Raw genomic sequence first — 20,967 nt, 5'->3', positions numbered from 1 at the left:
CCCCTCTTCCTTATATAAACAAGCCGACAATCATATCAATTACCTTAATTCCAATGAACGGAACGATAATTCCGCCAAGCCCATAAATAAGTAAGTTTCGGCTAAGCAATGCATTAGAACTCATCGGTTTATATGCAATACCTTTCATCGCTAACGGAATGAGTAATGGAATAATAACAGCGTTAAATATTAATGCTGATAAAATTGCTGACAGTGGTGATGTTAGTTTCATAATGTTTAATGCTTCCATTTGCGGAATCGCAAGTGTAAACATTGCTGGAATGATTGCAAAATATTTCGCTATATCATTCGCAATACTAAACGTCGTTAAAGCACCTCGCGTCATTAACAATTGCTTACCGATTCCTACAACCTCAATAATTTTCGTTGGATTTGAGTCTAGATCAATCATGTTCGCCGCTTCTTTCGCTGCTGTCGTACCACTGTTCATCGCTAATCCAACGTCCGCCTGTGCTAATGCTGGAGCATCATTTGTACCATCACCTGTCATCGCTACAAGTTTCCCTTTATCTTGCTCTGCTTTAATAACAGCAATTTTATCTTCCGGTTTACACTCGGCAACGAATTCATCTACTCCAGCTTCTTTTGCAATCGTTGCTGCTGTTAACGGATTATCACCTGTACACATAACCGTTTTAATCCCCATTTGGCGCAACTGTTCAAAACGATCACGCATACCCGGTTTTACTGTATCCTTTAAATAAATTAAGCCATAAATACGATTATCTACTGCAACTACAAGTGGTGTTCCGCCCTCTTTTGAAATTAAGTCTGCTTTTTGATTTACATCTTTCGGAATTGTTCCGCCTTGTGACTCAACCCATTCAATAACGGCACCTACAGCACCTTTTCTCACTTTCGTTCCGTCTTGTAAATCAACACCACTCATTCTCGTTTCTGCTTTAAACGGAACAAACTCACCTTGTTCTGCAAGTTCTCTATTATATGATATAGATTTTCCCTGCACATACTCGATAACAGATCGACCTTCTGGTGTTTCATCTAAAACAGAACTAATAGCGGCCCACTTTCCAACTTGCTCAATCGTTTCATTTCCTACAGGTAATAATGTATGAGCCATTCGGTTCCCAAAAGTAATTGTACCTGTTTTATCTAAAATAATTGTATTAATATCGCCAGCAGCTTCTACTGCTTTCCCTGACATCGCTAACACGTTAAATTTTGTTACCCGGTCCATCCCAGCAATACCAATCGCTGATAGCAAACCACCAATTGTCGTTGGAATTAAACATACTAACAACGCTACAAGTACAGCAGTATCAATTTGAAAACCTAAATAATTTGTAAAAATCGGCAACGTCACAACGACGATCAAGAAAATAAGAGTTAAGCTCGTTAATACTGTATTTAAAGCAATCTCATTCGGCGTTTTTTGACGAGCAGCTCCTTCTACTAAAGAAATCATTTTATCGATAAATGATTCACCAGGATTACTCGTAATGACAATTGTAATTTCATCACTTACGACCATCGTTCCACCTGTTACGGAACAAAAATCACCGCCTGCTTCTTTTATAACAGGAGCTGATTCACCTGTAATTGCAGATTCATCTACAGATGCTAATCCTTTGATTACTTCGCCATCACTTGGAATCATTTCTCCTTGTTTTACGATAACAACGTCACCTTTTCTAAGATCAGTTGCTGAAACTTGGACAATGTCTCCATTTTCTTTTACTACATTTGCAAACACATCTTTCTTCGACTGCTTTAAAGAATCGGCTTGCGCTTTACCACGACCTTCTGCTAATGCTTCTGCAAAATTCGCAAATAAAACTGTAAATAATAGAATGAGAGAAACTGTTATATTAAACCATCCTGGTATACTACTAGAACTGCTTGGAAGAAAAGATAAAATGAACGTAATGATAAATCCAATTTCCACAACGAACATAATCGGATTCTTTATCATGACCTTCGGATTCAATTTCGCAACGGATTGCTTCATCGCATGTGTTACGATATCACGATCCATCGTTTTCGCTTGTCTAACTTCATCTTCTACAGCATGTATTTGGGACTCATTTAATTGTTTTTCTTTTACTACTACCGGTCTCATCATTTACCCTCCATTACTTCAATGTAAGAAATTCTGCAATTGGACCGAGTACTAACATTGGGAAGAATGTTAATGCACCGACAATTACAATTGTTCCGATGAAGATGCCACCAAATAAACTATTATCTGTACGGAACGTTCCGACTGTTTCTGGCACTACCGTTTTTTCTTTCAATGAAGCTGCCACAGCTAGCATCGTAATTAAACTGAAGTAACGTCCTAAAAACATAACTAAACCAGTCGTAATATTCCAAAACGGTGTATTATCTCCTAATCCTTCAAATCCAGATCCGTTATTCGCAGCTGACGATGTATATTCATATACCACTTGCGTCAAACCGTGGAAACCGGAATGAGAAATAGCATCCGTCCCTAAATTTGTTGAAAGAGCTAATGCCGAAAATCCTAAAATGAGCAATGGATGAAATAAAATCGTGACCGCGATTAATTTCATTTCCTTACCTTCAATCTTTTTACCTAAAAACTCTGGTGTCCGTCCAACCATTAACCCAGATATAAACACCGCGATAATTGCATACATAATAATGTTTACAAAACCTGCTCCAACGCCGCCATACACAGTATTTAACATCATATTTACAAGCGGAACTAAACCGCCAATTGGTGTTAACGTATCATGCATCGTATTAACAGCGCCTGTTTCAGCAGCTGTCGTTACCGTTGCGTATAGTGAAGAAAATACTGTTCCAAATCGTACTTCTTTCCCTTCTGTACTTCCTTGTACATGTTCGATACCCATTCCATTTAATGCCGGATTCCCATTTAGTTCAGATGTCGTAATCGTTATAAATCCTAGTAAAAACACCATAAAAAGTGATACGAAAAGGATGCGACCTTGTTTTTTATTTCCTACCATTCGTCCGTACGTAAATGGAAGTGCTGTTGGTAATAACATCATAAGCATCATTTGCAAAATATTACTCATTTGTCCTGGATTTTCAAAAGGATGCGTAGAGTTCGCTCCGAAAAATCCACCGCCGTTATTTCCAAGTTCCTTTATGGAAACGAATGATGCAACAGGTCCACGTAATATACTTTGCTTTGCCCCATCAATCGTTTGTGCTGTAACCGCCCCATCTAACGTTTGCGGTACGCCAAGTGCGACAAAAACTAGTGCCGCAATAAATGCAATAGGAAGAAACACTCTCGTTAACGCTCTCGTAAAATCAACGAAAAAGTTACCAAGTTCTTTTCCAGCAAGTCCTCTTATAAAAGCCATAACGAGCGCTAATGTCGTTGCTGGTGCCGCAAACATTAAAAATGTAATCCCGATTAATTGTGATAAATAGGATAAACCATTTTCACCGCTATAATGCTGTAAATTTGTATCAGCCATAAAACTAATCGCTGTATTAAAAGCGAGCGTAGGCTCCATCCCTTCAATATGCGCTGGATTTAACGGCAGCACACCTTGTAATCTGAAAATGAAATATACAACAACAATCATAAATCCGTTGAGTAAAACTAATGATAATGCGTACTGTTTCCACGTTTGATTGTATTCTTTTACACCCGTAATTTTAAAAATAAGTTTTTCAAAAGGCCCAAATACTTTATCTAGCGTTTTGCTACCTTGAAAAGCTTTTTCTAAATAAACCCCCGTTGGCTTTGCTACTAAAATAAACAAGAGCATTGTAATAATGACTGCAACCCAAATCATAATGAATGATTCCCCCTAATTAAAACTTCTCTGGATTTAATAATGCATACACTAAATACACTGTAATTGCTGCGACAATAACCGATAAGACAATCATCATGATTGCTTTCCTTCTTTCACAACTTTATCTGACCAACTTGCAAGACTTGCCATTGATGCAACTAATAAAATAAAAATCCCGACCATTACAACATCTAACATAGCTATCCCTCGCTTTGATTTTTGTTAAAATTTACCATTTAAATATTAAAAAAGAACACTGAGCTCTACTCAGTGTTCAAAAAATGAACAACAAAAAGTAAACCTCCTCTCTAAACGCTTACGAGGTTAGCTGTCGGATTCGGGCCTAAAGAGTAGCCCTACTTTCAAAACTGAAAGATTCACCCCAAGTGACGATGCACAAAATTGGTTCCCCCGCTCCATTTCTGGAACTCAGCGATTTTAGGTTTTTTTGGAAATTTTATGAATGATTTATGAGAGTAAATATACTCCTCTATATTTCACTTGTAAAGGAGTAAATTACTGAAAATAATAATATTTACATTCATTTAAACGCTTACATTGAAGATTATTACTATTATTTCATCTATTTTCTTTATTTCTCTTCTCTTTTCTTAAAAATGACCTTTTAAATATGAAATAAAAAGAGCGAATGACATGAAGTGCATAGCTTGTTGCACTCAGCATTCGCTCTTTTTTATTCAACCTTTATTCTCCTCGTAAAAATGCACGTAAATTTCTCCCGCGAATATAAACTTGTGTCAATTCTGCATGTAGCTGCTCATACTCGGTAATATCTACCTCTAAATACAAAGCATCTTTTGATGGTAATATAATATACGGCCCTGGAAAAAGGGGATCGATCTGAACCAATTCTTGAACTCGCTCTACCGATACTGCCCAACGATTTGCTATATCTCCAAGTAATAGTACCTTCATCATTTCTTCCCCCGCCCTATTCAAAAAATAAAAAAGAAATATTATCACAATTTGTAAACACGACAAACTTAGCTCCAATTGTTTCATAGAGCCTCGCTGGATATCGTTTATTCCTTGTAACAACAGTAATAGGTGCTTGAAAAGAAAAGCGAATGTGTTCTGTGAAAAAACTAACGATTGGAAGCTCATCCCCTAGTAAAATCACCTTCTTAATACACTCACAAATACTAGTAAAGTCCTGCTCCTTACTGCAGCTATAAGTCCAATCAAACCCACAATTCCTAACTTCAGCCGCTATCTCTTCATTTGCTGTAAAAATAATTAACTCATGTTGAAATGATACTAAATCTCTTAAACTATTTACCTTACTTTCTTCTCCAACACAAATAAGTGTTAGTTCCATGTACCTCATCCTCCTTAGTATAAAAGAAATCAAACATAGATTGATATTCCCCTATACTAATCAGATCGATGAAGTGATGTATCCATCATGGCACCGTCCTCTCTCAAGACGCTTACGAAGTTAGCTGTCGGATTCGGACTTTGAGAGTAGCCCTACTTTCAAACTTGAAAGATTCACCCCTAGTGACACTGCACAAATTGGTTCCTCCGCTCCATATAATTGGACTCAGCGTTTACAAAAAAATGTATTCTGGCTGATATATTACTCCTGTATTTTGAAAAAGTAAACAGAAAAAAAGCCAGTTATAAAACTGGCTTTTCACTTATCTATACACGCGTTCTATTCACTTTATACGCAAAATGATTCGTCGGTCCATGACCACTACCAATATTCAATGGCTCTTCAATTGCTATACTAATAAATCGTTTTGCTTCTTGAACAGCATCTTCAATTGAGTATCCTTTCGCAAGTCCTGCTGTAACCGCTGAAGCAAATGTACACCCACTTCCATGCGTTTGCTTTGAAGGAATTCGCTCGCTTCTAAACTCAATAAATTTTTCTCCATCAAAGAGGAAATCAATTACTTCATTCCCTTGATATTCTGCATGTCCGCCCTTCATAAGCACATATTTAGCACCTAATTCATGCAATATTTTTGCAGCTTCCTTACTATCTTCAACATTATGAATCTCCATCCCAGTTAACACTTCTGCTTCTGGGACATTCGGTGTTATAACAGTTGCTACTGGTAATAAATATTCTTTTAATGCTTGAACTGCTTCTTGCTGTAATAATGATGCACCGCCTTTTGCAATCATAACGGGATCTAGCACAATATTATTCCAGCCAAACTTTTTAATTTGTTCTGCAACAATTTGAATTATTTCACTACTAAATAACATTCCTAGTTTCACTGCATCTGGTGTTACATCCGTACCAATTGAATTCAGCTGTTCTGTAATACCTTCTAATGGAACAGGATATACCCCTTGAACGCCAAGCGTGTTTTGAGCAGTAATTGCCGTAATAGCCGTCATTCCGTATACACCAAGCTCTTGGAATGTTTTTAAATCTGCCTGAATTCCAGCACCGCCGCCGCTATCAGACCCTGCAATTGTTAAAGCTTTATTCACTTTCATCCCACTCATCCTTTTCTATCCAAAATAGCGATGATAAATCGTTTTTGCTTCGCTTATATCTTTCGTTCCATGTACGAGCACACGGCCATCTTTAAAGGCTACTAACCTCTTGTCTTCAACAGAAAATGATAGTAAATATGGATTTATATTTAAATCATTTACACGACCTTCCAACAACTCTTTATATTGTTCAAAATTCATTTCATCTTTATGAGGTGGTCTAATTTGAACTGTATTTCGCCCGCATAAAACTGCTGTTTTTGATGTGTTTTCTTTATTTAAATACGGATATAATGCATTCTCTCCGCATGAAGGACAATTATGCTGGCGAAGTTTTTGCACATTCATACATGAATACTCATTCTTCCACATATCAAACGATACAAGCCCATCTCGAAGTGATTCGTAATCTTCTACTAACAGTTTAAGAGCTTCTGTTACTTGATGAGAAACGACAAGAGATACAGCAGGTGATATAATACCCGCTGTATCACATGTTGCCCCGCCAAGCGGAATCGACTGTAATAAACATGATAAACATGGTGTTTTACTAGGAAGGATTGTGTAAGAAAGACCGTAACTACCTACACATGCACCGTAAATCCATGGAATAGAATATTTTTGTGATATATCATTTACAATAAAGCGCGTTTCGAAATTATCAGTCGCATCAATAATTACATCAACATTTATAACAAGTTCTTCTAGCTCTTCAGCTGTTACATCTTGAACGAGAGCTTCTATTGTTACATCACTATTAATCTCTTCTAAACGTTTTTTAGCCGCTATAGCTTTTGGAAGATTATTCTTTACGTCGCTCTCTGCATACAATTGTTGTCTTTGTAAATTACTCCAATCTACATAATCACGGTCAACAATTGTTATCTTGCCAACACCTGCTCTTACAAACATCTCTGCATTTGCACTACCTAATGCACCTGCACCGATAATAAGCACATGCTTTTCTCTTATCTTTTGCTGTCCTTCTTCTCCAATTGGAGAAAATAGTTCTTGGCGAGAATATCGATTATTCAACTACGCTCATTCCTTCTAAAGGACTACTTGCAGTTGCACAACGCTTACGTGCAATGCGACCTGCTTCAAATCCTAAACGGCCTGCTTCAATACTTAATTTCATTGCTTGTGCCATTTTAATAGGATCTTTTGCTCCTGATACAGCTGTATTTAATAACACGCCATCTGCTCCTAATTCCATTGCAAATGCCGCATCAGCTGGGCTACCAATACCGGCATCAACGATAACTGGTACTGTCGCTTGTTCAATAATGAAGCTCAAATTTAATGGATTTACAATACCAAGTCCTGATCCGATTGGAGATGCTCCTGGCATAATCGCATGCACGCCAAGCTCTTGTAATTTACGTGCTAATACAACATCATCAGATGTATACGGAAGTACGATAAATCCTTCTTCCAGTAACATTTCAGATGCCTTTAATGTTTCTACCGGATCAGGTAATAACGTTCTATCATCACCAATAACTTCTACCTTTATCATGTCACAAAGCCCAGAAGCTTTTGCTAATTTTGCAATACGAACAGCCTCTTCAGCGTTTTTTGCTCCTGCTGTATTTGGTAATAACGTATATTTTTTCACATCAAGTTTCTCTAATAAATTAGGTTGCTTTGCATCAAAGATATCCATACGACGTACTGCAAACGTTAAAATTTCAGCTTCAGAAACGTCAATTGCCTTTTGCTGTACGTCAAAATCAGGGAATTTACCTGTTCCTAATAAAAGTCTAGAATGAAATGAAAATGGTCCAATGTTTAACATAATCAACCGCCTCCTACGAAAGTTACAATCTCAATTTGGTCTCCATCAAAAACAGATGTATCTGTATGATCATCTTTTTGTAAAATATCTTTATTACGCTCTACTACAACAATTCTGTTATCTAGCTCTAAATGTGTAAGTAGCTCAGCTACTGTTTTTACACTCGCTGGCACTTCAATTTGGTTACCATTAATTTTTAAATTCAAACTTCCATCCCCTTTCTAAACTCTTCTAGAAAGCAATGAATCTAGCAAATGATTCTCTTGCTTTCCTTCTATTAAATCAGCCATATATTGGCCAGAAATAGGACTTAATAAAATACCGTTTCGATAATGGCCCGTGCAAGCATATAAACCTTTTATTTCTTCATGCTCTCCCATATAAGGAGCTTCATGATTCGATTGTGGTCTTAATCCTGCCCACGTGCTTTCCCATTCTGCTTCTTTTAAAGCTGGCAATATTGTATAAGCACGCTCTAATATAGAAGTTATACTTTCTGGCTGCACAGTTTTATTGAACGTATGTGGCTTCATTGTTGCCCCAATTACGTAACGTCCACCGCGCTTTGGAGTAATGTAAAATCTTTCTTGAAAAATAGGTGCTTTTAAAAGTTGTTTTCTACTTCTTACCGCAACCACTTCTCCTTTAACTGGATATGTACCCCAATCGCGGTGAAAATAACTGAGTAACTTCGTGCTCCATGAACCTCCTGCAATAACGACTTTCTCACATGTGACAATACCTTCACTTGTAATAACTCCAGTCACTTTATTATTTTCAATACGGATATCAAATACTTCTGTCTGTTCATATATATCAGCACCGGAAATCGCTGCAGAATGTGCGAATGCTTTCGTAAGCTCTGGTGCAATAACATGACCGTCTTTCGGATAATATACTGCTCCTATAATAGATTCGGATAGATATGGCTCTTTTTCCCGCACATGGTCTCCCGTTAGAAAATAAGAATCTTCACCTGTTTTCTGCTGCCAATCCATAATGTGAAGAATTCTTTCCTTCTCATCTTCATTTTGAGCAATACGATAAATTCCTTTTTCTTCATATCCAATATCAACACCCGTCTTTTCACGTAAAACTGCTGCAAGTTGTGGAAATATAGCTCGGCTTTCTCTAGCAAGTTCAAATAGCGGATCATACGCATCCCATTCTGCCTGAACACCAAGTAAACCAGCAGCTGCTTTTGAAGCTTCCGATGCAATACTTTGCTTCTCCACAATCGCTACTTTATGTCCTCTTTCTGCTAGAAAATGTGCAATTGAACTACCAATTACACCACCACCAATAATCGCTACATCATACTTCTCACACATGTTTTTCCGCCCACTTTCTTATTGATTCCTTATAAGATTTCGCTTTGCTATACGGGTTACTACTACTTACAATTCCAGACATAACTGCTATACCGCTTACACCGTTAGTAAGAACATCCACTGTGTTTTCTGGGGTAATTCCTCCAATTGCTGTAATCGGTATAGATAAACACCTTGCAATGTCTGAAATTTCTTCAAGCCCTCTCGCTGGCACACCTTTTTTACAATCTGTCGGAAATACATGGCCATAAACGAGTGAATCCGCTCCATTTTTAAAAGCTACTATTGCTTCATCTAGCGAATGCACAGAATAACCGACATGCAAATACGAAAACTTTTCTTTCACTGACTTTACATCTGTACTTCGATATCCTAGTTGAACACGAGGAATATTTAATAAAATTGCAATATCAATTCGATCGTTTATGACAATTTTAGAAGCCGGAAAGCCCTCCATTAATAGACTTTCCACACCTTCATATAATTCCTTCGTACTCTTCTCACGCTCACGAATATGCAAATAATCAATCTCACTCTCAATTTGCATCGCTACATTCACTAACTCTTCGAATGGCATATGGCCATTTGAGATTACGTGGAGCTCATTTTTCATATTCATTCGCCTACTTTAAAATATTTTCGAATAATTCATCGGCTGGGACGGTTTCTTTCGTCATTCCTTTGTCCTTCAGCCACTTATTTTGTTTCTCCCAAGATTCTTTTGAATCTGATAAGAATGGCTCATCTTTCGTTTCCATCTTCTCTAATAAAATTTTCATACTTTCCTTTTCAACTTCTGGCACAAGTGGGAAGTTTTCTTTTTCTTGATGATTTAATAAAATATTCAATGCTTCATCTGGGTTTTTCTTCATGAAATCATAGCCTTTTTTCGTACCACGTAAGAAAGCTTGCAACGCCTCTTTATCTTTTTTCAACGTTTTATCACCTGTTACAAACACAAGCTCATGATAGTTTGGTACTCCGTAATCAGCTGGATTAAAGTACGCTGGTTCATGGCCTTCATGACGCATAACAGGTACTTCATGGTTAATGTATGCCCCTGTTACCGCATCTACTTTCTTCGTAATTAATGCTGGTACTAAATCAAAGCCAACATCTACTACTTTCACTGTATCAGGATTACCACCAGCTTCTTTTACCATCGTTTTTAAATACATCTCACTTAATGGTGTTCCAGAGTATCCTACTGTTTTTCCTTCTAAATCTTTCGGTGATTGAATGCCCGCTGATTTCAGTGATACAACATGATTTAATGGTGAACGTACGACAGCCCCAATTGATTTCACTGGAATTTGCTCATTCGCTCTCGCCATAACAACATCTGGCTGATAATACAAGCCCACTGTCACCTTCCCTGCTGCTGCCAGCGTTAATGGATCAGTCGGATTAGAAGGGAATTTAATATTTACCTTTACACCTTCTTCTTTAAAGTATCCTTTTTCAATTGCTGCATAGATAAAGCTATGTACCGCATTTGGATACCAATCTAACATGACTGTTATTTCTTTCTCTTTTTTACTTTTGTCTGATGCTGAATTACTCGAACATCCTGCAATTATTGCAATTAATAATGTAAACACAAAGATGCGCTTTAAAAATTTCATGAATGCTTCCTCCAACTAATGAATTTCTTTTCTAATATGGAAATAATTACGACGAAGAAAATAGCTAATAATGATAACAATACAATAGGTGCAAATACGCCAGCTCCATCTAACTGCGTCATCATTCTCTTACTGAAATATCCAAGCCCAGCTTGTGCACCGAGCCATTCTCCAATTGCTGCTCCGATAACACTAAGCGGAACTGCAATTTTTAAAGCTGAGAAAAAATAAGGAAGAGCAGACGGCAACTTTAATTTAAGAAAAATATCTCTTTTTGTTGCTCCATATGTAACTAAGAGCTCCTCCCATTCTTTTTTCGTACTACGCAGTCCATCATACGTATTGACCGCAATTGGGAAAAACGTAATTAAAACTGTGACAACAACCTTACTCCAAATTGTATATCCAAACCATAAAACAAATAGCGGAGCAAGCGCAGTAATCGGAATCGTTTGTGAAGCAACTAATAATGGATAAAATGCTCTCTCCATCCATGTACTCGCATTCATTAACATCGCTAGCCCTACACCTAATACGATAGAGATAACAACACCTATTAAAACGACGTATAACGTTGCAGGTAAATGAACTGTAAATAATATGTCTTTTAGTTTCCATATCTTCATTAAAATCGCAGAAGGTGACGGTAAAATGTACATCTCATCTACAATTCTTGCTCCTATTTCCCACACAGCTAGTAAAATACTAGAAAGTGTAATAGCAGGAACTAATTCTTTCAATCGGTTCATCACACAAGTACCTGCCTTTGTAACATACTAAGAAGCTCATCTTTCAGCGCTAATACTTCCGGTTTATATAAATCTTTTCGTGTTCTGTTATGATCAAGCGGTACAGTCCGTTCAGTCAAAGTCGTTATCGGCTGCTGTTCCACTACTAAAACTCGGTTTGAAAGAAATAACGCTTCTTCAACATCATGAGTAATGAATAAAATTGTTTTTTCCCACTCTTGCCATTGTTCAAACAACCATTCTTGCAAAGAGGTCTTCGTTAAAGCATCCAACGCACTAAATGGTTCATCTAACAGCAATATCTCCCCGCCTGTTAATAAAGTTCGAATAAAAGATACACGTTGTCTCATACCACCAGATAAATCTTTCGGATATTTTTTCTCATACCCTTGCAAACCAAATTTATGTAACAGTTCCTTTGCCTTTACTTCTGCTTCTTTCTTCTGTACACCTTGGCACTCTAGCGGCAGGGCAGCATTCTCAATAATTGTTCTCCACGGCAAAAGCATATCTTTTTGCGGCATATATCCTACAGGATGGTGCTTTGTTTCTGTCAGTTCTATCTGTCCAGTACTTACCTTTTCTAGACCTGTAATAAGGCGAAATAAAGTACTTTTCCCACATCCACTCGGTCCGATAATACTGACAAACTCTTTCTCATGTATAGAAGCATTTAATTCATGGGTGATTGGTTTCTCATCGTAATGAAAAGAAACATTATGAAACTGTAGTATGTTCTTGCTCCTCAAATCCCCACATCTCCTTACGATAGGACATATCCCAGAATAAATATTCAAATCGACTGGAATTTAAGAAAATCTCCTCTAATCTTTCTAGTTCTTTCTCAGACTTTCCAACTGCCATTTCATTTAATAAATCTATTAACCAAATACAAAGATTACCGTATTCTTCCGAACTATATCCTTGAATCCACTCACCAAAAAACTCATGATCTCTTGCTCCAGGAATATCATTTAAACGCTTCCCAATTTCCCAATAGCTCCACATACATGGAAGAAGCGCTGCTATTAATTCCGCAAGTGTGCCATTTTGAGATACAGACATCATGTAATTTGTATAAGCTAAATTTTTAGCAGATGGTTTCGCAGACTCTATCTCCTCTATAGAAATTCCAAGTCTTTTTGCATATTGTTTATGGATTGTCATTTCGCCATTTAATATTCCATCAATTTGTTCAGCGAACTTTCCCATTACTTGTGGATTCGTTGCTTTTACAACACCAATCGCATATAACTTTGCATAATCTAGCAGATATAAATAATCTTGAATAATATAATACTGGAATTTATCTTTTTCTAACGTGCCATCTCCCATACCCACTACAAACGGATGATTATGACTCATCTCCCATACCGGTTGCACAGTTTCTAATAATCTATTGCAAAATTTCATTTCTCTATCCCCTTTCAATATATGTATCTAAATAAAAAACCACTTCTATATATAAGAAGTGGTTACAGCAAATAAAGTTATACATTTATTCGATGTTCCACTTCCCTTCGCTAGTATTACCTAGATCAGGTGTTGTAAGGGTTAAGGATTATTCCTCTCTCAGCAAGTCAAGCACCCCTAGTGGTTTCAATATGAAATTTTCAAATAAAAAAGCCCCGTTTCTATACGCAAAGAAACGGGGACTCATTGTTAGTGTCCGAATTGCTTCCCTACGCTAGCATAATCTAGATCAGGTAATAAAAAGGATCAAAGGCTTACGGCCTACTCTCAGCTGGCAACACCAGCTCTCCTAGCAAACTATAAAATTATCACTGTCAGTATAACACCCTAATAAGACATCATCAACTTTTTTAATTTTCTTAATTATCAACATAATATCAAAATTATACAATACATACATTCTATTTTAGAAAATAAAACCCTGATTAATTGTATAAAAAGGAATCATTATCTTCAAAAAATTTATTTTTATATTGATTTCATATTACATTTATGTGAATACCCCCACTATATTATATCTTTATACTATAATAAAATTACAACTATACAACTAGAGGAGGTCTCTATTCCATGAATATGAAAGCTACTGCTTTAACAGCAACTACTGTAGCGATTGCTTCTTTACTTCCTTCTATGGGTGAAACAAATGTACAAAAAGCAAACGCTGAACAATTATCTAATATTAAAACTGGGTATGTCAAAGTCGATCAAGTAGCATTACATACAGAAGATAACGTAAAAAGCACATCAATTGATACAATTCGCTTTAATACAAAAGTGAACATCCTTGAAACAACTAATGGTTGGTATAAAGTATCTGTTCATAATAAAGTAGGTTATGTACAAAAAGATGCTATTTTACTAAAAAACAAACTTCAATCTAATGATCAATACATCGTTAATGCTAATGCATTAAACGTTCGCTCTGAACCTAATTTAGAATCTTCCATTTTAGATGTATTACCAAATGGTAAGTTTATTACCGTTCAAGAAGATCAAGGCGAATGGTATAAAATATCACATAATGGCCAAACAGGTTACGTACAAAAAGCATTCATATCTAATGGTTCACAACCCTTAGTAAAAGGAATCACCGTTCAAAATAATACAAAATATACTGTTGCAACACCTAATCTAAATGTACGTAGCACCGCTAGTACAAGTAGCGCTCTACTCGGTTCATTACAAAACGGTACACAAGTACAAGTAGTAGAAACTGTAGGTACTTGGTATAAAATTCGTTTTGGCACAGGATACGGATATGTAGCAAAACACTATGTAGTACAAAATCAACCACAAGCTAAAACAGATCAGCCTTCATCAATTCCAGCTGCTTTCAAATTCCCCGCTCAAGGAAGAATTAGCTCAACCTTTGATATACGCTGGGAACAAATGCATTATGGTATAGATATTGCCGCTCCAGGAAACGTCTCTATCCAAGCTGCTGCTGCAGGTAAAGTTGTGAAATCTTATTATTCAGCTAGCTATGGCAATGTTGTTTTCATTGCGCATCAAATCAATGGGAAATTATATACAACTGTTTATGCTCATATGAAGGATCGCACTGTACAAGCTGGTGATCAAGTACAAACTGGACAATTAATAGGTCATATGGGAAACACAGGTCATTCATACGGGCAACATCTTCATTTTGAATTACATAATGGAGAATGGAATTTTGAAAAAACAAATGCAGTAAATCCACTGCCATATTTAGTTAGGTAAATTGTATGCCACGCAATATACCTCTTATAATTGAATACGTAGCCTTTTTAGGTTTAATCTGTTGTTTAATCATTTACAATACAAATATTGTATTTTTATCTATTATTATTGCTTTTGTTGCATTAGAAATTATGATGGAATCATTTCAAGTGCAACTAAAACAAAAAATTGCCCATATTTATAATGCTATTTTTCTTTTGAGTGCTCTCATAACAAATATAATTAGTAATGGCTTTTATTTATCTACTGTATTTCCAGTATTCTTTATGGCTGTTTTATTATTTGTAGCTAGATATATTAATGTCCCTTATAACCAAAAACAAAAACAAGAAGCTTAGAAAGAGGAGACACTGTGTACCAATCTTTCAAAGATACTCCAATAAAATACATATTGAATTTGTATAAGAAAGCCAATACTTTTTTTGGTATACAAGGAAGTTATACTGCACAACTTCTCCTATATGGAATGTTGTTTCTTGTCTTAATCACTTTCTCCTTGTTTTACTAACAAAAAGGATCTCACATAAACTGGAGATCCTTTTTAATTTATATTAATTTTTCATATCGAAAATATTGTTTATCCACAAGCATATTTTTCATAAATAAAGCTCAAATTATATTTTTTCTCTAAGCTCATTCGTTGTTCGTCATCGCACCAATAGAAAAGAATATCATGAATCGTTGCGTAACGCTTATTTTTAAGAAATAGCCTAAAGAATGATGGTAAACAATCATGTAATTGTATAAATATATAATTGCGTAGTGTTTCTTCTTTATATTCAATGCCCTTACAAATATACAGTAATTCTTCACAATAATATGCATGCTGTGGAACTTGTATCATTTCGAAAAATGGCACATAAGATAGTAGCTTTCCAATAAAATGACCATATCGATCCATTACTCCTATCGTCATATGCTCCATCATTTCTTTCATCACATATAAATAATCATCTACATGCGTTGTCTTTAATGGGTCTAAGCGATCGGAAATTTGAGATAATACAGCTCTTTGACATGCTAAAACTGCCTGACTAGGTCCATAATATGATAGGAAATCTGTACACTTACGATATTTCCGTAATAAATCATGTGTATACAAATCATATACAAAAGTATTACAATACATTGCTAAACTCATCATATCACTATTTAATTGCTCTTTTGATAATGATTTCGCTCTCTTGCACATATAAAAGAATGTAAATTCCAATACTTCTTTATGAGATAATAAATGTTTACAATCGGTTATACACTTCTCATTAAATTTAACTCTATCCCAAATTTCAATATCCCTATCTGTCAATTCACCTATACGATATTTAATAATTAAATAATTTAAAGCAACTGATTGCGTCAAAAGATCCCATGTTTCATATTCCAATGAAGTATGAACAAACTCAGCTAATCCTTGCGCTATCATAAAATCATTTGCCTCTTCATACCAACCAATCTCTTGGCATAAGCGAAGAATACGCACTAAAGTTGGAATTTCATCTTTATGAAACTGCGGTAATTTCTTTGCTTTATTCATGCCATATACGATAAATGCCGCTAAATTTTCTTCTTTATAAAATTCTTTCTCTTTCCATACTAATATAGTTCGTTCTTTCCCCTCACCTTTTGGGTGACAAGGTACAAGCAAAGAAAATAATTCAGCGAAATTATTTGGTTCTATATATGTATCTGTAACCAAATTCCAATTTGGATCGCCCTGTACAGCCTTCATATAATTCCCCTTCCCTTTTCATCTATGTAGGAAATATTAATTTATTATCGCACCACTAAAAATTAATATTGTTATATTCAAAATCTCTCATAATACTTATATCTATCAGTATATCATCTTTTCTCTTATTAAAAATTAAGAATAACAAATTTTAAAAAAATGTCGAAATTATTAACCACATACTTATTATATAATGTCTCAGATACATCACGCTAACATATTAGTTTAATCCATATATACTAGAATAATGTATCTGAAATTTATATATAATTTAGCTCTTTATGAGTGACCATTAAACTCTCGGTTAATGAAAGTTTCAATTTACTCTGTACGCTCTGAGATTTCGCTCAAGGCAAATCCAGCTTGATCATCTGCTGATTCCCTTATAGCTAAATCTCCTAGTGCTAACATGCCAATAAGTTGACCACTATCAACTACTGGTAATCGTCTAATTTGATGCTGTGCCATTAGCTCTGTAGCTTTTTCAATAGAATCATTTGGAGAAACTGAGATAATATTTGTTGTCATTACATTTGTAATCTTATTAGATCCAGGATGTTTTTCAGCAATCCCTCGAACGACTAAATCACGATCAGTAACAAGCCCAACAACTTGCTCATTTTCAACAACAGGAATTAATCCAACCGATTCTTCCTTCATTTTTACAGCTGCCTCATATACATTGTCTAGCGGTGTACAATGTACAATATGGGTACTCATTAAGTCTCTCACTCGTGTCATTATGATTTCCTCCTTTTTATACATACCATAGCTTTTCCAAAATTCCTTTATTTATTTCTGGAAAGTAACGTAATAAAAAGGATTAACAAAATAAAAAAGAGCCAGCATAATGCTGACTCTTTTTGTATGACCCGTACGGGATTCGAACCCGTGTTACCGCCGTGAAAGGGCGGTGTCTTAACCACTTGACCAACGGGCCATGGCTCCGCAGGTAGGACTCGAACCTACGACCGATCGGTTAACAGCCGATAGCTCTACCACTGAGCTACTGCGGAATAATATATGGTGGGCCTAAATGGACTCGAACCATCGACCTCACGCTTATCAGGCGTGCGCTCTAACCAGCTGAGCTATAGGCCCATATACTTTACAGGGGCAGTAGGAATCGAACCCACACTGGAGGTTTTGGAGACCTCAGTTCTACCTTTAAACTATGCCCCTAAATGATGCCGGCTAGAGGACTTGAACCCCCAACCTACTGATTACAAGTCAGTTGCTCTACCAATTGAGCTAAGCCGGCATAAAAAAATGGTGGCTCGGGACGGAATCGAACCGCCGACACGAGGATTTTCAGTCCTCTGCTCTACCGACTGAGCTACCGAGCCAACATAAATGGCGGTCCCGACCGGGGTCGAACCGGCGATCTCCTGCGTGACAGGCAGGCATGTTAACCACTACACCACGGGACCATTTGGTTGCGGGGACAGGATTTGAACCTGCGACCTTCGGGTTATGAGCCCGACGAGCTACCGTGCTGCTCCACCCCGCGACAATATAAAGTTTTAAAAAATGGAGGAGGTAGAGGGATTCGAACCCCCGCGCGACTCTCGCCGCCTGTCGGTTTTCAAGACCGATCCCTTCAGCCGAACTTGGGTATACCTCCATGAAGGAAAAAAATAAATATTTTATTATTATATGTCTAAACCATTAAAGAAAAAATGGAGGAGGTAGAGGGATTCGAACCCCCGCGCGATTCTCACCGCCTGTCGGTTTTCAAGACCGATCCCTTCAGCCGAACTTGGGTATACCTCCGAGACATATATTAAATAAAGTGGAGCCTAGCGGGATCGAACCGCTGACCTCCTGCGTGCAAGGCAGGCGCTCTCCCAGCTGAGCTAAGGCCCCATGTTTTTTGGGAATATCGGGAAGACAGGATTTGAACCTGCGACCCCCTGGTCCCAAACCAGGTGCTCTACCAAGCTGAGCCACTTCCCGTTAATAAAAGCGCGCCCGAGAGGAGTCGAACCCCTAACCTCTTGATCCGTAGTCAAACGCTCTATCCAATTGAGCTACGGGCGCATATGGTGCCGAGGGCGGGGGTCGAACCCGCACGGTGGTCACCCACCGCAGGATTTTAAGTCCTGTGCGTCTGCCTGTTCCGCCACCCCGGCATGTCATATTGAAAATTGGAGCGGAAGACGGGATTCGAACCCGCGACCCCAACCTTGGCAAGGTTGTATTCTACCACTGAACTACTTCCGCAAGACATGTATGAGTTATTTTATTAAAAGTGCGGGTGAAGGGAGTCGAACCCCCACGCCAAAGGCGCTAGATCCTAAGTCTAGTGCGTCTGCCAATTCCGCCACACCCGCATATTTCATTAAAATGGTGAGCCATGAAGGACTCGAACCTTCGACCCTCTGATTAAAAGTCAGATGCTCTACCAACTGAGCTAATGGCTCTTAATGGCTGGGCTAGCTGGATTCGAACCAGCGCATGACGGAGTCAAAGTCCGTTGCCTTACCGCTTGGCTATAGCCCATTAATTAAGAATGGTGGAGGGGGGCAGATTCGAACTGCCGAACCCGAAGGAGCGGATTTACAGTCCGCCGCGTTTAGCCACTTCGCTACCCCTCCGACATATATGGTGGAGGATGACGGGATCGAACCGCCGACCCCCTGCTTGTAAGGCAGGTGCTCTCCCAGCTGAGCTAATCCTCCATTTTGCCTGGCAACGTCCTACTCTCACAGGGACAAGGTCCCAACTACCATCGGCGCTAGAGAGCTTAACTTCCGTGTTCGGTATGGGAACGGGTGTGACCTCTCTGCCATCATTACCAGACTATATTCATTTAAGACAAGAATCATTTTAACTCATTTGACCTCGAAAGTCAATAAGTTTTTTATATTCTTTCAAAACTAGATAACATTTGCTACATATTATATGGTTAAGTCCTCGATCTATTAGTATTCGTCAGCTCCACATGTCACCATGCTTCCACCTCGAACCTATCAACCTGATCATCTTTCAGGGATCTTACTAGCTTACGCTATGGGAAATCTCATCTTGAGGGGGGCTTCATGCTTAGATGCTTTCAGCACTTATCCCTTCCGCACATAGCTACCCAGCTATGCCCTTGGCAGAACAACTGGTACACCAGCGGTGCGTCCATCCCGGTCCTCTCGTACTAAGGACAGCTCCTCTCAAATTTCCTACGCCCACGACGGATAGGGACCGAACTGTCTCACGACGTTCTGAACCCAGCTCGCGTACCGCTTTAATGGGCGAACAGCCCAACCCTTGGGACCGACTACAGCCCCAGGATGCGATGAGCCGACATCGAGGTGCCAAACCTCCCCGTCGATGTGGACTCTTGGGGGAGATAAGCCTGTTATCCCCGGGGTAGCTTTTATCCGTTGAGCGATGGCCCTTCCATGCGGAACCACCGGATCACTAAGCCCGACTTTCGTCCCTGCTCGACTTGTAGGTCTCGCAGTCAAGCTCCCTTATGCCTTTGCACTCTACGAATGATTTCCAACCATTCTGAGGGAACCTTTGGGCGCCTCCGTTACACTTTAGGAGGCGACCGCCCCAGTCAAACTGCCCACCTGACACTGTCTCCCGGGTCGATAAGACCCGTAGGTTAGAATTTCAATACAGTCAGGGCGGTATCCCACCAGCGCCTCCACCGAAGCTAGCGCTCCGGTTTCAATGGCTCCCGCCTATCCTGTACAAACTGTACCAAAATTCAATATCAGGCTACAGTAAAGCTCCACGGGGTCTTTCCGTCCTGTCGCGGGTAACCTGCATCTTCACAGGTACTATAATTTCACCGAGTCTCTGGTTGAGACAGTGCCCAAATCGTTACACCTTTCGTGCGGGTCGGAACTTACCCGACAAGGAATTTCGCTACCTTAGGACCGTTATAGTTACGGCCGCCGTTTACTGGGGCTTCAGTTCAGAGCTTCGCTTACGCTAACCCCTCTCCTTAACCTTCCAGCACCGGGCAGGTGTCACCCCCTATACTTCGCCTTACGGCTTCGCAGAGAGCTGTGTTTTTGCTAAACAGTCGCTTGGGCCTATTCACTGCGGCTTTCCGTTAAGAAAGCACCCCTTCTCCCGAAGTTACGGGGTCATTTTGCCGAGTTCCTTAACCAGAGTTCTCTCGCACACCTTAGGATTCTCTCCTCGCCTACCTGTGTCGGTTTGCGGTACAGGCACCTTTTATCTCGCTAGAAGCTTTTCTTGGCAGCGGGGAATCAAAGACTTCGCTCCATAAGGAGCTTCCCCATCACAGCTCAGCCTTCACGATA

The 20,967-nt window shown here is 38.5% G+C and carries 21 protein-coding genes, 20 tRNA genes, 2 rRNA genes and 4 riboswitches (1 of these 47 only partly in view); of the genes, 2 read left to right on the top strand and 41 right to left on the bottom strand.

What is annotated here, in order from left to right; translation table 11 throughout:
* Nucleotides 1-10: 10 nt before the first annotated feature.
* From kdpB to tenA, 17 genes are all read right to left on the bottom strand, one after another.
* On the bottom strand, nt 11-2,101 hold the full coding sequence (gene kdpB, locus DN399_RS03890; RefSeq protein WP_016121921.1) for a potassium-transporting ATPase subunit KdpB: 2,091 nt from the start codon (nt 2,099-2,101) through the stop codon (nt 11-13).
* A 13-nt stretch (nt 2,102-2,114) separates the two neighbouring features.
* On the bottom strand, nt 2,115-3,782 hold the full coding sequence (gene kdpA / locus DN399_RS03885; RefSeq protein ID WP_006914749.1) for a potassium-transporting ATPase subunit KdpA: 1,668 nt from the start codon (nt 3,780-3,782) through the stop codon (nt 2,115-2,117).
* Between the two features lie 19 nt (nt 3,783-3,801).
* Nucleotides 3,802-3,879, bottom strand: coding sequence for a K(+)-transporting ATPase subunit F (gene kdpF / locus DN399_RS03880; protein WP_223153441.1), 78 nt, complete (start codon nt 3,877-3,879; stop codon nt 3,802-3,804).
* Nucleotides 3,879-3,983 carry a SipW-dependent-type signal peptide-containing protein gene (locus tag DN399_RS03875; protein WP_000887894.1) on the bottom strand — a complete coding sequence of 35 codons (105 nt, stop codon included), beginning with the start codon at nt 3,981-3,983 and terminating at the stop codon, nt 3,879-3,881. Before DN399_RS03875 ends, kdpF begins: the two co-directional genes overlap by 1 nt.
* Nucleotides 3,984-4,084: 101 nt before the next feature.
* A riboswitch (cyclic di-AMP (ydaO/yuaA leader) is annotated at nt 4,085-4,230 on the bottom strand.
* A gap of 134 nt (nt 4,231-4,364) precedes the next feature.
* Nucleotides 4,365-4,487, bottom strand: a complete 123-nt coding sequence (locus tag DN399_RS28295; protein ID WP_001034421.1) for a hypothetical protein — start codon at nt 4,485-4,487, stop codon at nt 4,365-4,367.
* Between the two features lie 3 nt (nt 4,488-4,490).
* A complete protein-coding gene (locus DN399_RS03870; protein WP_001985933.1) occupies nt 4,491-4,724 on the bottom strand; it encodes a hypothetical protein in 234 nt (77 codons plus the stop codon).
* A gap of 13 nt (nt 4,725-4,737) precedes the next feature.
* Nucleotides 4,738-5,124, bottom strand: coding sequence for a hypothetical protein (locus DN399_RS03865; RefSeq protein WP_000424090.1), 387 nt, complete (start codon nt 5,122-5,124; stop codon nt 4,738-4,740).
* Nucleotides 5,125-5,217: 93 nt separating this feature from the next.
* Nucleotides 5,218-5,365: riboswitch (cyclic di-AMP (ydaO/yuaA leader) on the bottom strand.
* Nucleotides 5,366-5,450: 85 nt separating this feature from the next.
* Nucleotides 5,451-6,263: a bifunctional hydroxymethylpyrimidine kinase/phosphomethylpyrimidine kinase gene (gene thiD / locus DN399_RS03860; protein ID WP_000867387.1), complete on the bottom strand. Its 813-nt coding sequence runs from the start codon at nt 6,261-6,263 to the stop codon at nt 5,451-5,453.
* Nucleotides 6,264-6,278: 15 nt separating this feature from the next.
* Complete coding sequence (gene thiF, locus DN399_RS03855; protein WP_001065417.1) at nt 6,279-7,298, bottom strand: thiazole biosynthesis adenylyltransferase ThiF; 1,020 nt, start codon at nt 7,296-7,298, stop codon at nt 6,279-6,281.
* The gene (gene thiG / locus DN399_RS03850; RefSeq protein WP_000931981.1) at nt 7,291-8,061 is read right to left on the bottom strand and encodes a thiazole synthase; all 771 of its coding nucleotides are present in this window, start codon (nt 8,059-8,061) and stop codon (nt 7,291-7,293) included. Before thiG ends, thiF begins: the two co-directional genes overlap by 8 nt.
* Before the next feature lie 2 nt (nt 8,062-8,063).
* Nucleotides 8,064-8,267: a sulfur carrier protein ThiS gene (gene thiS, locus DN399_RS03845; protein WP_001049502.1), complete on the bottom strand. Its 204-nt coding sequence runs from the start codon at nt 8,265-8,267 to the stop codon at nt 8,064-8,066.
* A 15-nt stretch (nt 8,268-8,282) separates the two neighbouring features.
* Nucleotides 8,283-9,392: a glycine oxidase ThiO gene (thiO, locus tag DN399_RS03840; RefSeq protein WP_000333287.1), complete on the bottom strand. Its 1,110-nt coding sequence runs from the start codon at nt 9,390-9,392 to the stop codon at nt 8,283-8,285.
* Nucleotides 9,385-10,005 (bottom strand): thiazole tautomerase TenI, encoded by a 621-nt coding sequence (gene tenI, locus DN399_RS03835; RefSeq protein ID WP_000787170.1) that lies wholly within the window; start codon nt 10,003-10,005, stop codon nt 9,385-9,387. The genes thiO and tenI overlap by 8 nt, the downstream gene beginning before the upstream one ends.
* 10 nt (nt 10,006-10,015) lie before the next feature.
* Nucleotides 10,016-11,017, bottom strand: coding sequence for an ABC transporter substrate-binding protein (locus DN399_RS03830; protein WP_000670416.1), 1,002 nt, complete (start codon nt 11,015-11,017; stop codon nt 10,016-10,018).
* On the bottom strand, nt 11,014-11,766 hold the full coding sequence (locus tag DN399_RS03825) for an ABC transporter permease (protein ID WP_001080853.1): 753 nt from the start codon (nt 11,764-11,766) through the stop codon (nt 11,014-11,016). Before DN399_RS03825 ends, DN399_RS03830 begins: the two co-directional genes overlap by 4 nt.
* The gene (locus tag DN399_RS03820) at nt 11,766-12,515 is read right to left on the bottom strand and encodes an ABC transporter ATP-binding protein (protein WP_001256824.1); all 750 of its coding nucleotides are present in this window, start codon (nt 12,513-12,515) and stop codon (nt 11,766-11,768) included. Before DN399_RS03820 ends, DN399_RS03825 begins: the two co-directional genes overlap by 1 nt.
* Nucleotides 12,484-13,179: a thiaminase II gene (tenA, locus tag DN399_RS03815; RefSeq protein WP_044306892.1), complete on the bottom strand. Its 696-nt coding sequence runs from the start codon at nt 13,177-13,179 to the stop codon at nt 12,484-12,486. The genes DN399_RS03820 and tenA overlap by 32 nt, the downstream gene beginning before the upstream one ends.
* 85 nt (nt 13,180-13,264) lie before the next feature.
* A riboswitch (TPP riboswitch) is annotated at nt 13,265-13,368 on the bottom strand.
* A 60-nt stretch (nt 13,369-13,428) separates the two neighbouring features.
* Nucleotides 13,429-13,540, bottom strand: a riboswitch (TPP riboswitch).
* Nucleotides 13,541-13,809: 269 nt separating this feature from the next.
* Between tenA and DN399_RS03810 the strand changes: the two genes are divergently transcribed.
* The gene (locus DN399_RS03810; protein WP_001056037.1) at nt 13,810-14,964 is read left to right on the top strand and encodes an SH3 domain-containing protein; all 1,155 of its coding nucleotides are present in this window, start codon (nt 13,810-13,812) and stop codon (nt 14,962-14,964) included.
* A 5-nt stretch (nt 14,965-14,969) separates the two neighbouring features.
* A complete protein-coding gene (locus DN399_RS03805; RefSeq protein WP_001137823.1) occupies nt 14,970-15,302 on the top strand; it encodes a hypothetical protein in 333 nt (110 codons plus the stop codon).
* Nucleotides 15,303-15,541: 239 nt separating this feature from the next.
* Here the strand turns inward: DN399_RS03805 and DN399_RS03800 are convergent, their stop codons facing one another.
* The 24 genes from DN399_RS03800 to DN399_RS03685 form a co-directional block, all read right to left on the bottom strand.
* Nucleotides 15,542-16,693 carry a DUF3965 domain-containing protein gene (locus DN399_RS03800; protein WP_000648912.1) on the bottom strand — a complete coding sequence of 384 codons (1,152 nt, stop codon included), beginning with the start codon at nt 16,691-16,693 and terminating at the stop codon, nt 15,542-15,544.
* Between the two features lie 321 nt (nt 16,694-17,014).
* Entirely contained in the window at nt 17,015-17,434 is a 420-nt protein-coding gene (locus DN399_RS03795; protein ID WP_000199011.1) for a CBS domain-containing protein, read from the bottom strand.
* Between the two features lie 127 nt (nt 17,435-17,561).
* A tRNA-Glu gene (locus DN399_RS03790) sits at nt 17,562-17,633 on the bottom strand.
* 1 nt (nt 17,634) lies between these two features.
* Nucleotides 17,635-17,709: transfer RNA gene (locus DN399_RS03785), tRNA-Asn, on the bottom strand.
* Nucleotides 17,710-17,717: 8 nt separating this feature from the next.
* A tRNA-Ile gene (locus tag DN399_RS03780) sits at nt 17,718-17,794 on the bottom strand.
* Nucleotides 17,795-17,804: 10 nt separating this feature from the next.
* Nucleotides 17,805-17,875, bottom strand: a tRNA-Trp gene (locus DN399_RS03775).
* 6 nt (nt 17,876-17,881) lie between these two features.
* A tRNA-Thr gene (locus tag DN399_RS03770) sits at nt 17,882-17,954 on the bottom strand.
* 9 nt (nt 17,955-17,963) lie between these two features.
* Nucleotides 17,964-18,039 (bottom strand) — tRNA-Phe (locus DN399_RS03765).
* 8 nt (nt 18,040-18,047) lie between these two features.
* A tRNA-Asp gene (locus DN399_RS03760) sits at nt 18,048-18,123 on the bottom strand.
* A gap of 3 nt (nt 18,124-18,126) precedes the next feature.
* Nucleotides 18,127-18,203, bottom strand: a tRNA-Met gene (locus tag DN399_RS03755).
* 21 nt (nt 18,204-18,224) lie between these two features.
* A tRNA-Ser gene (locus tag DN399_RS03750) sits at nt 18,225-18,317 on the bottom strand.
* A 56-nt stretch (nt 18,318-18,373) separates the two neighbouring features.
* Nucleotides 18,374-18,466 (bottom strand) — tRNA-Ser (locus tag DN399_RS03745).
* A 20-nt stretch (nt 18,467-18,486) separates the two neighbouring features.
* Nucleotides 18,487-18,559: transfer RNA gene (locus tag DN399_RS03740), tRNA-Ala, on the bottom strand.
* A 16-nt stretch (nt 18,560-18,575) separates the two neighbouring features.
* Nucleotides 18,576-18,649 (bottom strand) — tRNA-Pro (locus tag DN399_RS03735).
* Nucleotides 18,650-18,659: 10 nt separating this feature from the next.
* Nucleotides 18,660-18,733: transfer RNA gene (locus tag DN399_RS03730), tRNA-Arg, on the bottom strand.
* Between the two features lie 3 nt (nt 18,734-18,736).
* Nucleotides 18,737-18,825 (bottom strand) — tRNA-Leu (locus DN399_RS03725).
* A 16-nt stretch (nt 18,826-18,841) separates the two neighbouring features.
* A tRNA-Gly gene (locus DN399_RS03720) sits at nt 18,842-18,916 on the bottom strand.
* Nucleotides 18,917-18,945: 29 nt separating this feature from the next.
* A tRNA-Leu gene (locus DN399_RS03715) sits at nt 18,946-19,026 on the bottom strand.
* Between the two features lie 14 nt (nt 19,027-19,040).
* A tRNA-Lys gene (locus DN399_RS03710) sits at nt 19,041-19,116 on the bottom strand.
* Nucleotides 19,117-19,120: 4 nt separating this feature from the next.
* A tRNA-Gln gene (locus DN399_RS03705) sits at nt 19,121-19,195 on the bottom strand.
* 11 nt (nt 19,196-19,206) lie between these two features.
* A tRNA-Tyr gene (locus DN399_RS03700) sits at nt 19,207-19,290 on the bottom strand.
* 8 nt (nt 19,291-19,298) lie between these two features.
* Nucleotides 19,299-19,374, bottom strand: a tRNA-Val gene (locus DN399_RS03695).
* Between the two features lie 5 nt (nt 19,375-19,379).
* Nucleotides 19,380-19,495, bottom strand: a 5S ribosomal RNA gene (gene rrf / locus DN399_RS03690).
* A gap of 102 nt (nt 19,496-19,597) precedes the next feature.
* Nucleotides 19,598-20,967: ribosomal RNA gene (locus tag DN399_RS03685) — 23S ribosomal RNA — on the bottom strand; it runs 1,552 nt beyond the window's last position.

Origin of the sequence: Bacillus sp. AR4-2 (assembly GCF_008274865.1) — a bacterium.
GTDB classification, from domain to species: Bacteria; Bacillota; Bacilli; order Bacillales; family Bacillaceae_G; genus Bacillus_A; species Bacillus_A cereus.
The sequence above is the reverse complement of the archived record's forward strand: the minus strand, read 5'-3'. Positions and strand labels throughout refer to the sequence as shown.

Bases quoted from the DNA above. Each gene is read 5' to 3' on its own strand.
- kdpB (WP_016121921.1), bottom strand. From the start codon at position 2,101: ATGAGACCGGTAGTAGTAAAAGAAAAACAATTAAATGAGTCCCAAATA.
- kdpA (WP_006914749.1), bottom strand. From the start codon at position 3,782: ATGATTTGGGTTGCAGTCATTATTACAATGCTCTTGTTTATTTTAGTA.
- kdpF (WP_223153441.1), bottom strand. From the start codon at position 3,879: ATGATTGTCTTATCGGTTATTGTCGCAGCAATTACAGTGTATTTAGTG.
- DN399_RS03875 (WP_000887894.1), bottom strand. From the start codon at position 3,983: ATGTTAGATGTTGTAATGGTCGGGATTTTTATTTTATTAGTTGCATCA.
- DN399_RS03870 (WP_001985933.1), bottom strand. From the start codon at position 4,724: ATGATGAAGGTACTATTACTTGGAGATATAGCAAATCGTTGGGCAGTA.
- DN399_RS03865 (WP_000424090.1), bottom strand. From the start codon at position 5,124: ATGGAACTAACACTTATTTGTGTTGGAGAAGAAAGTAAGGTAAATAGT.
- thiD (WP_000867387.1), bottom strand. From the start codon at position 6,263: ATGAAAGTGAATAAAGCTTTAACAATTGCAGGGTCTGATAGCGGCGGC.
- thiG (WP_000931981.1), bottom strand. From the start codon at position 8,061: ATGTTAAACATTGGACCATTTTCATTTCATTCTAGACTTTTATTAGGA.
- thiO (WP_000333287.1), bottom strand. From the start codon at position 9,392: ATGTGTGAGAAGTATGATGTAGCGATTATTGGTGGTGGTGTAATTGGT.
- tenI (WP_000787170.1), bottom strand. From the start codon at position 10,005: ATGAAAAATGAGCTCCACGTAATCTCAAATGGCCATATGCCATTCGAA.
- DN399_RS03830 (WP_000670416.1), bottom strand. From the start codon at position 11,017: ATGAAATTTTTAAAGCGCATCTTTGTGTTTACATTATTAATTGCAATA.
- DN399_RS03825 (WP_001080853.1), bottom strand. From the start codon at position 11,766: ATGAACCGATTGAAAGAATTAGTTCCTGCTATTACACTTTCTAGTATT.
- tenA (WP_044306892.1), bottom strand. From the start codon at position 13,179: ATGAAATTTTGCAATAGATTATTAGAAACTGTGCAACCGGTATGGGAG.
- DN399_RS03810 (WP_001056037.1), top strand. From the start codon at position 13,810: ATGAATATGAAAGCTACTGCTTTAACAGCAACTACTGTAGCGATTGCT.
- DN399_RS03805 (WP_001137823.1), top strand. From the start codon at position 14,970: ATGCCACGCAATATACCTCTTATAATTGAATACGTAGCCTTTTTAGGT.
- DN399_RS03800 (WP_000648912.1), bottom strand. From the start codon at position 16,693: ATGAAGGCTGTACAGGGCGATCCAAATTGGAATTTGGTTACAGATACA.
- DN399_RS03795 (WP_000199011.1), bottom strand. From the start codon at position 17,434: ATGACACGAGTGAGAGACTTAATGAGTACCCATATTGTACATTGTACA.